This window comes from Flagellimonas sediminis, assembly GCF_010500845.1.
GTDB lineage: Bacteria > Bacteroidota > Bacteroidia > Flavobacteriales > Flavobacteriaceae > Flagellimonas > Flagellimonas sediminis.
Genome location: NZ_JAAAMI010000005.1, coordinates 245,550 through 258,638 on the forward strand (window position 1 = coordinate 245,550; position 13,089 = coordinate 258,638).

A 13,089-nucleotide genomic window follows, 5' to 3' on the forward strand; every position below is an offset into this window, starting at 1 on the left:
GCGAAGCGGTCTTGATTCTTTAATAACCTAAGATGAAAAAGTTAACTGGGATTTTCCCCCAAAGGTCAATTCAGTCAATAATCGCAATCTCCACGGGGTGCATTTCATCGAAAAGTCGGAAAGTTCCATCGGATTCACCCATCCGAACGGATAAAATCAACTCACAATCCATATCCATTTTTTGGGAAACGATGCTCAGGTTTTTTTGTTTGACAATACGCATGACCTTATCCATTTCCGCATACCCGAACTGAATTCTGAACCGTGTTTCCACAATCTTTTCAACAATTTTTGCACCATCCAATGCCATTTGCGCGGCCGTACGGTAAGCTTGTATCAATCCGCCGACACCCAATTTGGTGCCTCCAAATATACGGGTAACCGTAATCAATACATTGGTAAGGTCGTAGGCTTGAATCTGACCATAAATGGGCATTCCCGCCGAATTGTTGGGCTCCCCATCGTCATTGGCACGATAAGATGGGTTTTCTACCCCTAATTGCCAAGCATAACACACATGGTTGGCGGTATGGTATTTTTTTTTGAGTTCCTCCACAATCGGTTTTACTTCTTCCTCTGATGTTATGGGATGTACGGCTGCGTAGAACTTACTCTTTTTGTCCTTGTGCAGGATTTCTGGGGAAGTTTCGGCAACGGTTCTATATACATCTGTTTTCTCCATCAAAACAAAGCTACCAATACAATACTGATGACGGCCAAAGCCACTCCGCCCCAATTCTTGATACTCAACCGCTCCTTGAACAACAAAATGCCCAAAAGGGTGGAGAGCATTACTATGGCCACATTGTTCAAGGTAAAAACCGCTGCACTGCTCCAATTGTTGCTTCGCAAGGCCCGTATGAGAAAATAGATTGAAAAATAATTTGGAATTCCTAGTGCTACTCCGCCGATTATGTTCTTGATATTCAATTTCAGGCTTTGTTTTTTGGAACCCAAGCCTACATATATAAGACCCGATAAAGCGGCACAACCGAATACCATGGATGAGAAAATGGGAATTTCCTGATCGGTCAAATGTTTTTCTTCAAAATATTTGATGCTTGCATCAATGGCCCCAGATCCCAAAAACACCAGTATGGGCAAGATTAGATCCTTTCGGTTGATGGTGATGCCGTTTTCCTTCAAGGATGCAAAATAGACGGCGGCCAATGCCAATAATATGCCTATTATTTGGAAGAAACTAAGATGCTCTCCATAAAAGATAAGCCCAATGACTACAGGAATCACCAACGACATTTTGGTAGCTACAGAAGCAACTGATACCCCCAAAGTTTGGGCCGTTTTGGCCATCAAGTTGAAGATGGTGATGAATAGAACCCCCATGGCCAAAGGTCCCCAAGCCCATGAGGTGTCCATAATTTCGGATATTCCAATAGGTCCATCATACAATAGAAAACCTACTGTGCAGGCCGTGATATAGTTGATGATAATCGCGACCAATGTCTGGACCTTATAGATGTCATATAATTTGAAAACCACAAAAATCCATGTGGAACTCAGTACACTCAATGCAAGGGCCAACATTTACAGACGGGATTTTAATTGGGTGATATCCTCTTGTCCCACCCGCAGATTCCATACTTTGATGCCCAAACCTGCCGCGGCCACGGTGTTTTCCTGTACATCGTCCACAAAAAAAGTTTCTTCGGCAATCAGTCCGTTTTCGTCCAAAACAAATTGAAAGATTTCCTCGTCAGGTTTTCGCATCCCTATTTCATAAGACAGATAGAAAACATCAAATACGTTCTTAAAACGGTTATAGCGTTCCATACCTATTTGTTGTCTCACACTTTCCATATGTAGGTCGTTGGTATTGCTTAGGAGGAACAATCTGAATTCCTTTTCGTTCGCCAATCCTTCCAGGAATTGTAAACGTTCTTCGGGAAAATCCAAAAGAATGGCGTTCCAAGATTGGATCAAATATTCTCGGTTTGCATCTGGAAAATGGGAAGAAACCTCATCCAAAAACTCGGAAGAACCCATCAATCCCTTCTCGTAGTCTTTGAACAATTGATCAAGGCTTGGGGTTATCCCTGAAAAACCAAAGGGCAACATGGCTCGGGCCGTTGCAGGTTTATCAAGGTTGATGAGCACATCGCCAAAATCAAAAATGATGTTCTTAATCATGGGTATAAATGGATAAGGTGTCCGATACTATATTTTGGGTACTTTTTAATTTTCCAGCAAATTTTGGGGCAGGTATGCCATTTTTGAATCGTGTAGGACCCACAAAAACCCTTACTTCATCCCAAAGACCTTCGTTTAAAAATGATTGAAGGGTATTGGCACCACCCTCAACCAATACACTTGTAATGGAATGTTTATGAAGGATTTCCGAAATTTGTTGTGCCAATGGTTGCGAAAAATCAATGGTTTCGTAATCGATTCCATCCAAATATTTCGATGAATCTTTTTCATGGGTAATTACAATGGTCTTTACGGATTTGTCCAAAACATGAAAATCGTTACCGATTTTTAAGTCTTTGTCTAAAACCACCCGGATGGGATTTTTACCGGCCCAATCCCTGGTGTTCAGTTTGGGATTATCTTCTAAAACCGTATTCGTTCCAACTAAGATAGCTTGTTCCTCACTTCGCCATTGATGCACCAACTGTCTGGAATACGGATTGGTGATCCAATAAGGTTCTGGGTTGGAATTTCTTTGTGTTTTGTCAGGGGCCATAAAGCCATCTTGGGTCTCGGCCCATTTTAAAATGATGTAGGGTCTTTTCTTTTCTTGATAGGTTAAAAACCTTTTGTGGTGTTCCCTGCACTCCTGTTCCAACACTCCAACGGTGACCTTACAACCTGTTTCTTCCAGTTTTTGGATGCCTTTACCAGCAACTTTATCATGGGGGTCCTTTAGCCCAATGTAGGCTTCAGGAATTTTATAGTGTGCAATCAAATCGGCACAAGGGGGTGTTTTACCATAATGCGAACATGGTTCCAATGTCACATATAAGATAGATGTCCCAAGTAAAGTTTTGTCCTCCACGGAATTAATGGCGTTCACTTCCGCATGCGGTCCGCCGTATGGACTGGTGAATCCTTCGCCGATGATTTTTCCATCATGAACAATGACACAACCCACCATAGGATTTGGAGCCGTGGTGCCCAGTCCCTTTTTGGCCAGTTCTATACAGCGGAGGATATATTTTTGGTGTATATTCACCCAGCAAAAATAGCATATTAAACGGCATTATGGGAAATGCAACGATTCGGGAAATTAAGCCCGAAGACAACGAACAAGTGGCCAAAGTAATACGCAAGGTTTTTGAGGATATGGGGGTGCCTAAAGTGGGTACCGCTTATGAGGACAAGGCCTTGGAAGATATGTATTCCACTTACAATGTGCCGCGTGCGGCCTATTTTGTAGTGGAGCATGAAGGCAAGATTATTGGATGTGCGGGAGTGGCCCAACTTCAAAACTATGACGGCAATGTGTGTGAGCTCCAAAAGATGTATTTTTTGGAAGAAGCCAGAGGCAAGGGGATAGGTGCAATGATGATCTCCATTTGTTTGGAGAAAGCCAAGGAATTTGGCTTTGAGCAATGTTATTTGGAAACCATGCCCTACATGGAAGCGGCCCAAAAACTCTACAAGAAGAACGGTTTCGATTATATCGATGCCCCTTTGGGCAATACAGGGCATTATTCATGTCCTGTCTGGATGCTTAAACAATTGTAATGTTGCTTCGGGATATCAAAAACATATTCCATAATGACTTGGGAAAGATCTATCCGAAGGAAGAAATCGATTCCTTTTTTTATAGCTGTATCGAAAATTACCTTAAAATGGAACGGTTCATTCTGGCCATTAAACCCAACATCGTTTTGACCAAAGAAGAGGAGCAACCGCTGTTTGATGCCCTGGCCCAATTAAAACAAGAAAAACCGCTGCAGTACATTTTAGGGATAGCCCATTTCATGGAGTTGGAACTCAAGGTGAACGAGCATGTATTGATCCCAAGACCCGAAACCGAGGAACTGGTACAATGGATTTTGGAGGATGCGAATAATCAGAGGTCAGAAATCAGAGAACTGATATCAGATGTCAGAGATGGGAAATTAAGTGAAGAAAAAGGAGAGAACCCAAACCTTCGCCCTTCACCCTTAACCATCTTGGATATCGGAACCGGAAGCGGCTGTATTGCCATTGCCTTGGCCAAACAACTTCCCAATGCCAAAGTGTATGCTTTGGATATTTCGGAAGAAGCCTTAAAAGTGGCCCAAGAAAATGCAAAAACCAATCAGGTTGATGTTGAATTCATCCATAAGAATATTTTAGACCCTGAATTGGATCTTGAACTTCAGTTTGACATCATCGTTTCCAACCCGCCCTATGTCAGGAATTTGGAAAAGTCGGAAATGAATAAAAACGTAAAGGAATACGAACCAAATTTGGCACTTTTCGTCCCAGATGATGACGCGTTGGTCTTCTATAGGGCCATTGCCCAATTTTCCGAGCGGCATTTGGCAAAGCAGGGAAGTCTGTATCTCGAAATCAATCAATATTTAGGTGAAGAGACCAAGAGTGTTTTGAAAGCCCATAATTTTTCGGAAATTGAACTGCGCAAGGACATTTTCGGCAACGATAGGATGTTAAAAGGTAAACGTATTTGAATGAAGAGTGTCTCGGTTTTTTGTGGCAGCAGCGAGGGGAATGACAGTCATATTGTTTCCATGGCCTATGAATTGGGCAAAAACTTGGCGCAACAAAATTTGACCTTGGTATATGGTGGAGCCAAAGTTGGGCTTATGGGTCAGGTGGCCAATGGAGCATTGGATCATGACGGTAAGGTCATTGGGGTGATTCCTGATTTTTTGAAGTCCAAGGAGATTTTCCATGAAGGGATCACGGAGTTGATCATAGTGGACAATATGCATGAGCGCAAGATGAAAATGCACGAACTTTCGGATGGTATCATTGCCCTTCCTGGAGGATTCGGCACTTTGGAAGAATTGTTCGAAGTGGTTACCTGGAGTCAACTTGGACTGCACCAACAGCCTATGGGAATTTTGAATGTGAATGGCTTTTTTGACGAATTGTTGGCCTTTTTGGATACTATGGTGTCAAAAGGACTGCTCAGGCCAGAAAACCGCAATATGCTCTTGGTGGATGACTCCTGCACAGGACTTTTGGAACAAATGAAGTCCTATCGACCCGTACATATACCAAAATGGATAAAAAAAGAACAGACATAATACATGGCCAGTATCAAAGAAAAAATAACTTCCCTCCGGGAAGAGCTCCAGGAACACAATTACAAATATTATGTTCTGGACCAGCCTTCCATAACCGATTACGAGTTTGATATGAAGCTTAAAGAGCTTCAAAAATTGGAAGAAGAGCATCCGGAATTTTATGACTCTACTTCGCCAACGCTTCGGGTCGGGGGAATGGTCACCAAGAATTTTGAGACCGTGGTGCACGAGCATCGCATGTATTCCTTGGAAAATTCCTATTCCAAGGAAGATTTGGAAGATTGGGAGAAGCGCATCCAACGCATATTGGGTGATGTACCCGTGGAGTTTACCTGTGAGTTGAAATACGATGGAGCCTCTATCAGCCTTACCTATGAAGATGGAAAATTGGTTCGTGCCATTACCCGTGGTGATGGTTTTCAGGGGGATGATGTGACCACGAACATCAAGACCATACGATCGGTTCCTTTGCAGTTAAAGGGTGACTATCCGCCCAAATTCGACATCAGGGGTGAGATTATTTTGACTCTCGAGGGATTTGCCAAAATGAACCAAGAGCGTATCGAAGCTGGGGAAGACCCTTATATGAACCCAAGGAACACCGCATCAGGTAGTTTAAAGCTTCAGGATAGTGCTTTGGTGGCGCAACGACCCTTAGAATGTCTTTTATATAGTATTGTGGGGAACAATTTGGGCATTTCATCCCAATTTGAAATGTTGGAAAAGGCAAGGGAATGGGGTTTTAAAGTGCCGACAGTTGCCAAACTCTGCAAGTCCACGGAAGAAGTGATGCAATTTGCGGATTATTGGGATTCACATAGGCATAGCATGCCCTTTGAGACCGATGGTGTGGTGGTAAAGGTGAATAGCATACAACAACAAGAGGAATTGGGATATACCGCAAAATCCCCAAGATGGGCGATGGCATATAAATTCAAGGCGGAACAGTCCACCACCATTTTGGACAAGATTACCTATCAAGTGGGCCGTACGGGGGCCATAACCCCGGTTGCCAATCTGGAACCGGTTTTGTTGGCAGGGACTATAGTGAAACGGGCTTCCTTACACAATGCGGACCAAATCGCAAAACTGGATGTCCGGGAAGGGGACACGGTTTTTGTGGAAAAAGGAGGGGAAATCATCCCAAAGATAGTCGGGGTCGATTTTACCAAGCGACCTGCGGATTCCAAACCTGCCCAGTATATTACGCATTGTCCCGAATGTGGCACGGAACTGATTCGGAAAGAGGGGGAAGCCCAACATTTCTGTCCAAACGATACCGGATGCCCAACACAGATTACGGGTCGTATCCAGCATTTTATTTCACGGAAGGCCATGGATATCGAAGGGATGGGGAGTGAAACGGTGGAGCTGCTTTTTAAGGAAGGACTCATCGCCAATTATGCGGACCTATATACCTTGACCAAGGAACAAGTAGTTCCTTTGGAAAGGATGGCGGAGAAATCAGCGGAGAATTTGGTCAATGGGGTGGAGGCATCCAAAGCCATTCCTTTTGAACGGGTATTGTTTGCTTTGGGAATTCGATATGTAGGTGAAACGGTGGCCAAAAAACTGGCCAAGGCTTATAAAAATATTGATGCGTTGATGGTGGCATCCAAAGAGGAATTGGTTGCTGTGGATGAAATCGGGGATCGGATTGCAGAGAGTGTTATCTCGTTTTTCTCTGATCCTACCAATGTGGAGATTATTAACAGGCTAAAATCCTACGGATTGCAGTTTTCGTTGTCTGAAGAACAGTTGGAAAACCAAACGGACAAGCTCAAGGGTCAAACCTTTGTGGTGTCTGGGGTTTTTGAGGCCTTGAGTAGGGACGAGCTGAAGAAACTGATCGAGGATAATGGAGGGAAAGTGGCTTCGTCCATTTCGTCCAAGACAAGTTTTGTGGTAGCTGGTGATAATATGGGCCCCAGTAAAAAGACAAAAGCGGAGAGTTTGGGTGTGCCCATTATTTCGGAACAGGAATTTTTGCAAAAACTGGAGGCATGATACCAAAAAACTATGAGGAGTTTCAAGAATCCCTGAATGGGCAATTACTGCCTGATAATTGGTCCTTACCATTACAGGCATTGTGGTACGATGCCAAAGGGGATTGGGAATCTTCCCATGATATTGCACAAGACATCCACTCTCCCATGGGAAGTTGGATCCACGCTTATTTGCACCGAAAAGAAGGGGATAGATGGAATGCCCAGTATTGGTATAATCATGCGGACAGGCCTTTTCCTGATTACAGTTTGAGTGATGAGTTGAGGGTTTTGGTGGAGAATAATCTATAAACAGGTTAAGAGAACTACTATTCGTTGTCAATGATTTTAGTGTAGAACCATTTAACCGGGCATAAGCGCATTTTCGCATAAAAGCTCCTTCAAAAGTACTTTATAATTAGAATACCCAAGATGTCCCTTCATTGTTTAAAATATTCTTTTTTATAGAATTGACCCAGTGTTTTGGTCATGATCAGCACTTCTGGTTTATCCTTTCTCAAACCAATGGTCCAATCATTAAATATTTCCCAAGCCTCGTTTCTAAAAACAGGTTCACCGTAAATTTCGGTCAATTTCTTTAGGAGTCGGTCTTCGTCTCCTTTTCCTGTTAAAATCCAGACCATGTTCAATTTGTTGTCACCAAACCGCGCCTCTACCTTTCTTGGGAACCCTGCATATTCAACACCAAAACAATTTAACTGTATTTGAGCGTTGGGGTCTGACCCGTCTAATTTTTCTTCATAAACCATATCACTGTTGGCCTCAAGTAATGGACGGAGCACTTCAAGATCTGCACCCATTTGCAAGAAATCTGGAATTTGGGCAGAAGCGCTGTACTTGGGAACTGAACTATGGACGGAATTTAAATAGGGATTTTCCCATGCAAAGAGGTTAATGTGTAGGGCTTCTTCAGAAAGTATCCATACCTTATCGCTCCCAGCTTTACCCAGCATACCTTTCTTAAAGTTGACCAAATAATCCATATAAGTACCAAGTGAATCCTGCTCTGACTCCATCAATACCTTAACGGCATTTCCCTGGGCCTCAATATTGGTCAATTTATCGTCAGAGAATGTGAAAACTGCTTTGTTGATCTTACCCGCTTTGGTTTCAATATTGGTAACAATAAGATGTGCCTCTTTCAATTTGGCCAATGGGAAGGAGGTTTCTTCTGGAGCTATAAGTTCAACAGTTTGAGAAATCTCCTCCAATTTTTCCTGAACCGTAACCAAAGGTTCATAAAATCGGATTTGATTGAATACTTGTTCAGCTTGCGAAAAAGCAAGAATGGGAAGAAGGGTAAGCCCTAAAAGCAAGGATTTTTTAACGTAAGTGTACATTTTTCGATTGAAATAAAAGAAATTAATTGCTTAAAAGACAACCGAATGGAGGTTCTGTTACAGTTTGACTATACGACGATACTTACCCCGTTTGCCGCAGCCTTTTTATCCGCATCAAAATAAAAGTCGATGCGACCTAAGTTAATCCCGTAGCACCCCACTTGGTTTACCAGAACTGGATCACCATTTTTGTTGGTACGCACATCCGGCTTGTCCAAAAAGGTATGGGTATGCCCTCCAATAATGAGGTTGGTGTGGTAGGTACGTTGTGCCAATTGGGTATCCATAGGTTTTTCAGGATTTTCATAATCATAACCCAAATGGGAAAGACAGATGACCAGGTCACATTTTTCGTCCTCCTTTAATTTTCGTTCCATGTCCAAAGCAATCTCATAAGGATCAAGATATTTGGTCTCTTTGTACAGTTTTTTGGTGACCAGCCCATCCAGTTCAATGCCAAGTCCGTACACGCCAATCTTCACACCATCAACCACGTAGGTCTTGTGCGGCTTTACATAGCCGTCCATTACCGTGTTGGAAAAATCATAATTGGCAGAGATCATGTCAAAAGTGGCATAGGGCATTTGCGCCAAGAGGCCATCGATTCCATTGTCAAAATCATGATTGCCAATAGTGGAGGCGTCATATTTCAGTTTGCTCATCAATTTGAATTCCAGTTCACCACCATAAAAATTGAAGTAGGGGGTACCCTGAAAAATATCCCCTGCATCAAAAAGGAGCGTGTTTGGGTTTTCATTACGGATCTGTTGCACCAAGGTTGCCCTTCGGGCTACGCCACCCATATCCGGATAGCTGGAATGGGTTGCGGGAAACGGGTCGATGTGGCTGTGCACATCGTTGGTGTGCAAAATCGTAATATGTTTTTTGCCTATGTTGGAGCAAGAATTCAAGCTAAGCCCTCCCATGCCAATCAAGGCAGAAGCAGCGGCAGAGTTGACGATAAAATCCCTTCTTTTCATTTAATCCAATTGTATAAAGCGGTCATCGACCACGGACTGTACGGTATCCACTTTCTTAAAATAATCGATAATGGCATTGCGGAGCAGGTAGTCCGTATCGGTAACGGAAACCATTTCATCAAAAAAACCGATGCTGGCCCCGCCCTGTACCAAATAATCCGAAGTTGCCACATAATAGTTACGGTTTTCATCAAAAGGTTTTCCTTGAATGTTCACCGATTCCAATGAACCATTCTTGTCGGTCACGATCTGTATGCCGGATATAGGATGCCTGCGAGTGGCCTTGGTCAAAAAGTCGATCAATTTACGTACGGCGGCCCCGTTCAGTTCCACCACTTCAATGTAGTTTTCAAACGGCATTACCTCGTAAGCGTTCCGTGCCGTTACTTTTCCTGCGGAAATAATGGAGCGTACCCCGCCATAGTTCAACACCACAAAATCCAGATCCTTTCCAGTCCTTGATTTAAATATGGGGGCGGCCTCGGAAAAAACAATGTCGGCCATTAAATTTCCCATGGAGGTGTTGCGTTTTCCATCGTCCAATAGCAAGGATTTTGGCGCGTATGCCAATGTACTGTCAAGCACTTGGTTTATGCGATCTCTGAAAGGTTCCACAAAACCGGAAATGGAATCGGTCTCTTCTGTGGAGGCGTTTATCGGCAGTTGTTTTCCTTGTATTTCAGTGAGTTTGCCCGTATCATTTTTACAGGCCATTAAAAAACAAAAAGTTACAATCGTAACAAATTGTTTGAATTTTAAATCATTCACGTACGTATCTTTGTTAAGTCGTCTTGGTAGATTAATTACCTTTGCATAAATGCACAAAAATATGTTTTTAAGGGGACTCCAAGACAAATTTAAGGTTAAATCGGGGCTTAAATATTTAAAGGAAGAAATGGAAAAGCCTTCCTTGACCTCGACCCGGAAAAAAGGGATCACTAGTGTTGGCTGTATTGTTGACGTGGATCGTTTTGCCAACGCGGAAGCCTTTTATGGATTGATAGAGGAGTTTTCATTGCGCCCGAATGCCATAAAGATCATTGGTTACAAAAGGGAGTACGATAAGAATTCTCCCTACGCGATCCAAATGTTCTCCGATAGGGACCTGGGGTGGAAGGGCCAGATTGAAAATGGATATGTTCTGGAATTTTTGGGCAGGGAATATGATATGCTCATCAATTATTATGATGAAGACAATCTGATGATGAAGTTGCTGTCCGTGAAGACCCCTGCAAGACTAAAGGTAGGGCTGGGATCCCAGGACTCCAAGGTAAACGATTTGATCTTGAACACATCGTTAAAAGATTTTAAGCTCTTCAAGAGTGAATTAAAAAAATATTTGAAGGTATTAAACGAAATATAATGGAACAATTGTTGGGTACGGGAGTTGCCTTGGTCACCCCTTTTAACGAAGATCTGTCCGTAGACGTGGCAGCCTTGGAGCGTATTGTGGAACATAGTGTGCAGGGTGGAGTGGAATATTTGGTAGTGTTGGGAACAACAGCCGAATCTGCAACCTTATCCAAATCCGAGAAACAATTGGTTATAGATGTGGTGGTCCGCGCCAATGCAGGTCGATTACCGCTTGTACTGGGAATTGGTGGTAATAACACCATGGCCCTTGTGGAGGAATTAAAAACCACAGACCTGAGCTTTTTTGATGCAGTTCTTTCCGTGTCCCCATACTACAACAAACCGACCCAAGAGGGTATTTTCCGTCATTTCAAGGCATTGGCAGAGGCATCGCCAAAACCCATCATTTTATATAATGTACCCTCAAGGACCGGCAGTAACATGCTACCCGAAACAACCTTAAGATTGGCCCACGAGGTCTCCAATATAGTGGCAATCAAAGAAGCTTGCGGCGATATGGCCCAAATCGAAAAGATCATCCAGAACAAACCTGAACATTTTATGGTAATTTCCGGGGATGATGTCACTGCTTTGCCTACCGTATTGGCCGGTGGGGCAGGAGTGATTTCCGTTTTGGGACAAGGATTGCCGGCCCAACTCTCCAATATGATCCGTTTGGGGCTTTCGGGTGACTCAGAGGAAGCTTATGAAATCCACAACAGTCTAAAATCGCTCATGAACCAAATTTTTGAGGAAGGCAACCCGGCAGGTATCAAAAGTGTTTTTGAAAGTTTGGGGTTGGCCAGCGCAACGGTCCGTTTGCCATTGGTAGAGGCCAGTACTACTTTGAGGAATAAAATCGGTTTGTCTTTGAAGGGTTTGGAAAAGGCCCATGTTTAAAATTCGTTAAATGTTCCCCAAAACCTTGCAGGAACCACATTTTGCCCGTTACATTTGGGAACGGTAAATTCTTTTTTTAAATCCGTTCATTATCACTAATTTTGCAAAATGTTTTTGAAAATGAGGTCTATACTCCTTCTTTGCTTCGCAGCCATTCTCCTAACATCCTGTAGCGAGTACCAAAAGGTGCTTAAGAATACTGATGTTGGGCCCAAGTATGAAATGGCCGAAAAATTGTATAATGAAGGGGACTACAAAAGGGCCGTTCGTCTGTTCGAGCAGATTGCCCCAAAATATGTTGGGAAGCCACAAGGAGAGCGGGTCATGTTCTTTTTTGCGGATTCGTATTTCAAAACAAAGGATTACTATCTGGCCGGATATCAGTTCGAGCGTTTTGTGAAATCCTATCCAAGGAGCGAAAAGATCCAGGAAGCTACCTTTTTAGGCGCCAAAAGCTACTATATGCTTTCCCCAAGTTACTCTTTGGACCAAACCGATACTGATAAGGCACTTGCCAAACTTCAGGTATTCATCAACAATTATCCGGATTCCGAATATTTTGATGAAGCCAATACCATGGCCAAGGAATTGACCACAAAAAAAGAGAAGAAACAACTTGAGATTGCCAAACAATACAACAAAATTGGCGCATGGGATTTGCCAAGATTGGTATCGGCAATAAAGGCGTTCGATAATTTCGTTACGGACAATCCTGGTTCTGTGTATAGGGAAGAAGCCCTGTATTACCGTATTGAGGCAGCAGCAAATCTGGCATTCTACAGCACGTTTGACAAGAAACAGGAACGCCTTCAGGATGCATTGGCCTCCTACAACAATCTGATGAAATATTTTCCCGAGTCTAAGTTTAAGGATGATGCCGATAAGCTAGCCGAGAAAATCCAGAAAGAATTGAGCGAATACACCATTTCCAAATAAAAAAGTTTTTAAACAGTTGCATATGCAAGATTTGAAAAATACAAAAGCCCCGGTTTCTACTGTTACCTTGAACAGGAACGAATTTGACGTGAGTACAGGGAACATTTATGAAGCCATTTCCATTGCTTCAAAGCGTGCCATTCAAATCAATTCCGAGATCAAAAAGGAATTGTTGGAGAAGTTGGAAGAGTTCGCTACCTACAGCGACAGTTTGGAGGAAGTTTTTGAGAACAAAGAGCAGATAGAGGTTTCCAAGTTCTACGAAAAATTGCCAAAACCACACGCTTTGGCCGTACAAGAGTGGTTGGAAGATAAAATCTATTACAGGAACACAGAGAAAGACGCCTAA

General features: G+C 42.9%; 16 protein-coding genes. 9 read left to right on the top strand and 7 right to left on the bottom strand.

What is annotated here, in order from left to right:
• Positions 1-70: 70 nt before the first annotated feature.
• Genes GTK07_RS11905 through ribD form a run of 4 tightly spaced genes read right to left on the bottom strand, consistent with a single transcriptional unit; the run spans position 71 to position 3,193 of the window.
• On the bottom strand, positions 71-682 hold the full coding sequence (locus GTK07_RS11905; RefSeq protein ID WP_203583783.1) for an IMPACT family protein: 612 nt from the start codon (positions 680-682) through the stop codon (positions 71-73).
• The gene (locus GTK07_RS11910; RefSeq protein WP_163635460.1) at positions 682-1,545 is read right to left on the bottom strand and encodes an EamA family transporter; all 864 of its coding nucleotides are present in this window, start codon (positions 1,543-1,545) and stop codon (positions 682-684) included. Before GTK07_RS11910 ends, GTK07_RS11905 begins: the two co-directional genes overlap by 1 nt.
• A complete protein-coding gene (locus GTK07_RS11915) occupies positions 1,546-2,148 on the bottom strand; it encodes an HAD family hydrolase (protein WP_163635461.1) in 603 nt (200 codons plus the stop codon). It abuts the gene before it with no gap.
• Positions 2,141-3,193: a bifunctional diaminohydroxyphosphoribosylaminopyrimidine deaminase/5-amino-6-(5-phosphoribosylamino)uracil reductase RibD gene (gene ribD / locus GTK07_RS11920; RefSeq protein WP_163635462.1), complete on the bottom strand. Its 1,053-nt coding sequence runs from the start codon at positions 3,191-3,193 to the stop codon at positions 2,141-2,143. The genes GTK07_RS11915 and ribD overlap by 8 nt, the downstream gene beginning before the upstream one ends.
• 29 nt (positions 3,194-3,222) lie before the next feature.
• Here ribD and GTK07_RS11925 point away from each other — a divergent pair, with 29 nt between their 5' ends.
• Genes GTK07_RS11925 through GTK07_RS11945 form a run of 5 tightly spaced genes read left to right on the top strand, consistent with a single transcriptional unit; the run spans position 3,223 to position 7,522 of the window.
• Positions 3,223-3,708, top strand: a complete 486-nt coding sequence (locus GTK07_RS11925) for a GNAT family N-acetyltransferase (RefSeq protein WP_163635463.1) — start codon at positions 3,223-3,225, stop codon at positions 3,706-3,708.
• Positions 3,708-4,643 carry a peptide chain release factor N(5)-glutamine methyltransferase gene (prmC, locus tag GTK07_RS11930; RefSeq protein ID WP_163635464.1) on the top strand — a complete coding sequence of 312 codons (936 nt, stop codon included), beginning with the start codon at positions 3,708-3,710 and terminating at the stop codon, positions 4,641-4,643. Before GTK07_RS11925 ends, prmC begins: the two co-directional genes overlap by 1 nt.
• Positions 4,644-5,225 (top strand): LOG family protein, encoded by a 582-nt coding sequence (locus GTK07_RS11935; protein WP_163635465.1) that lies wholly within the window; start codon positions 4,644-4,646, stop codon positions 5,223-5,225. It abuts the gene before it with no gap.
• 3 nt (positions 5,226-5,228) lie between these two features.
• Positions 5,229-7,232: an NAD-dependent DNA ligase LigA gene (gene ligA / locus GTK07_RS11940; protein WP_163635466.1), complete on the top strand. Its 2,004-nt coding sequence runs from the start codon at positions 5,229-5,231 to the stop codon at positions 7,230-7,232.
• On the top strand, positions 7,229-7,522 hold the full coding sequence (locus tag GTK07_RS11945) for a hypothetical protein (protein ID WP_163635467.1): 294 nt from the start codon (positions 7,229-7,231) through the stop codon (positions 7,520-7,522). Before ligA ends, GTK07_RS11945 begins: the two co-directional genes overlap by 4 nt.
• 128 nt (positions 7,523-7,650) lie before the next feature.
• On the opposite strand, the gene GTK07_RS11950 is transcribed toward GTK07_RS11945, so the two are convergent.
• The 3 genes from GTK07_RS11950 to GTK07_RS11960 form a co-directional block, all read right to left on the bottom strand.
• Positions 7,651-8,571, bottom strand: coding sequence for a hypothetical protein (locus GTK07_RS11950; RefSeq protein ID WP_163635468.1), 921 nt, complete (start codon positions 8,569-8,571; stop codon positions 7,651-7,653).
• 68 nt (positions 8,572-8,639) lie between these two features.
• Positions 8,640-9,551, bottom strand: coding sequence for a bifunctional metallophosphatase/5'-nucleotidase (locus GTK07_RS11955; protein ID WP_163635469.1), 912 nt, complete (start codon positions 9,549-9,551; stop codon positions 8,640-8,642).
• Entirely contained in the window at positions 9,552-10,265 is a 714-nt protein-coding gene (locus tag GTK07_RS11960; RefSeq protein WP_235932781.1) for a 5'-nucleotidase C-terminal domain-containing protein, read from the bottom strand.
• A 115-nt stretch (positions 10,266-10,380) separates the two neighbouring features.
• Between GTK07_RS11960 and GTK07_RS11965 the strand changes: the two genes are divergently transcribed.
• From GTK07_RS11965 to GTK07_RS11980, 4 genes are all read left to right on the top strand, one after another.
• A complete protein-coding gene (locus GTK07_RS11965; protein ID WP_163635576.1) occupies positions 10,381-10,914 on the top strand; it encodes a DUF6913 domain-containing protein in 534 nt (177 codons plus the stop codon).
• The gene (gene dapA, locus GTK07_RS11970) at positions 10,914-11,804 is read left to right on the top strand and encodes a 4-hydroxy-tetrahydrodipicolinate synthase (protein WP_163635470.1); all 891 of its coding nucleotides are present in this window, start codon (positions 10,914-10,916) and stop codon (positions 11,802-11,804) included. The genes GTK07_RS11965 and dapA overlap by 1 nt, the downstream gene beginning before the upstream one ends.
• 108 nt (positions 11,805-11,912) lie before the next feature.
• Positions 11,913-12,740, top strand: coding sequence for an outer membrane protein assembly factor BamD (locus GTK07_RS11975; RefSeq protein ID WP_163635471.1), 828 nt, complete (start codon positions 11,913-11,915; stop codon positions 12,738-12,740).
• Positions 12,741-12,762: 22 nt separating this feature from the next.
• Complete coding sequence (locus GTK07_RS11980; protein ID WP_163635472.1) at positions 12,763-13,089, top strand: DNA-directed RNA polymerase subunit omega; 327 nt, start codon at positions 12,763-12,765, stop codon at positions 13,087-13,089.

Coding starts and splice junctions, on each gene's coding strand:
- GTK07_RS11905 (WP_203583783.1), bottom strand. CDS start 682: ATGGAGAAAACAGATGTATATAGAACCGTTGCCGAAACTTCCCCAGAA.
- GTK07_RS11950 (WP_163635468.1), bottom strand. CDS start 8,571: ATGTACACTTACGTTAAAAAATCCTTGCTTTTAGGGCTTACCCTTCTT.
- GTK07_RS11910 (WP_163635460.1), bottom strand. CDS start 1,545: ATGTTGGCCCTTGCATTGAGTGTACTGAGTTCCACATGGATTTTTGTG.
- prmC (WP_163635464.1), top strand. CDS start 3,708: ATGTTGCTTCGGGATATCAAAAACATATTCCATAATGACTTGGGAAAG.
- ligA (WP_163635466.1), top strand. CDS start 5,229: ATGGCCAGTATCAAAGAAAAAATAACTTCCCTCCGGGAAGAGCTCCAG.
- GTK07_RS11955 (WP_163635469.1), bottom strand. CDS start 9,551: ATGAAAAGAAGGGATTTTATCGTCAACTCTGCCGCTGCTTCTGCCTTG.
- GTK07_RS11960 (WP_235932781.1), bottom strand. CDS start 10,265: ATGGCCTGTAAAAATGATACGGGCAAACTCACTGAAATACAAGGAAAA.
- GTK07_RS11975 (WP_163635471.1), top strand. CDS start 11,913: ATGTTTTTGAAAATGAGGTCTATACTCCTTCTTTGCTTCGCAGCCATT.
- dapA (WP_163635470.1), top strand. CDS start 10,914: ATGGAACAATTGTTGGGTACGGGAGTTGCCTTGGTCACCCCTTTTAAC.
- GTK07_RS11915 (WP_163635461.1), bottom strand. CDS start 2,148: ATGATTAAGAACATCATTTTTGATTTTGGCGATGTGCTCATCAACCTT.
- GTK07_RS11925 (WP_163635463.1), top strand. CDS start 3,223: ATGGGAAATGCAACGATTCGGGAAATTAAGCCCGAAGACAACGAACAA.
- GTK07_RS11965 (WP_163635576.1), top strand. CDS start 10,381: ATGTTTTTAAGGGGACTCCAAGACAAATTTAAGGTTAAATCGGGGCTT.
- GTK07_RS11980 (WP_163635472.1), top strand. CDS start 12,763: ATGCAAGATTTGAAAAATACAAAAGCCCCGGTTTCTACTGTTACCTTG.
- GTK07_RS11945 (WP_163635467.1), top strand. CDS start 7,229: ATGATACCAAAAAACTATGAGGAGTTTCAAGAATCCCTGAATGGGCAA.
- GTK07_RS11935 (WP_163635465.1), top strand. CDS start 4,644: ATGAAGAGTGTCTCGGTTTTTTGTGGCAGCAGCGAGGGGAATGACAGT.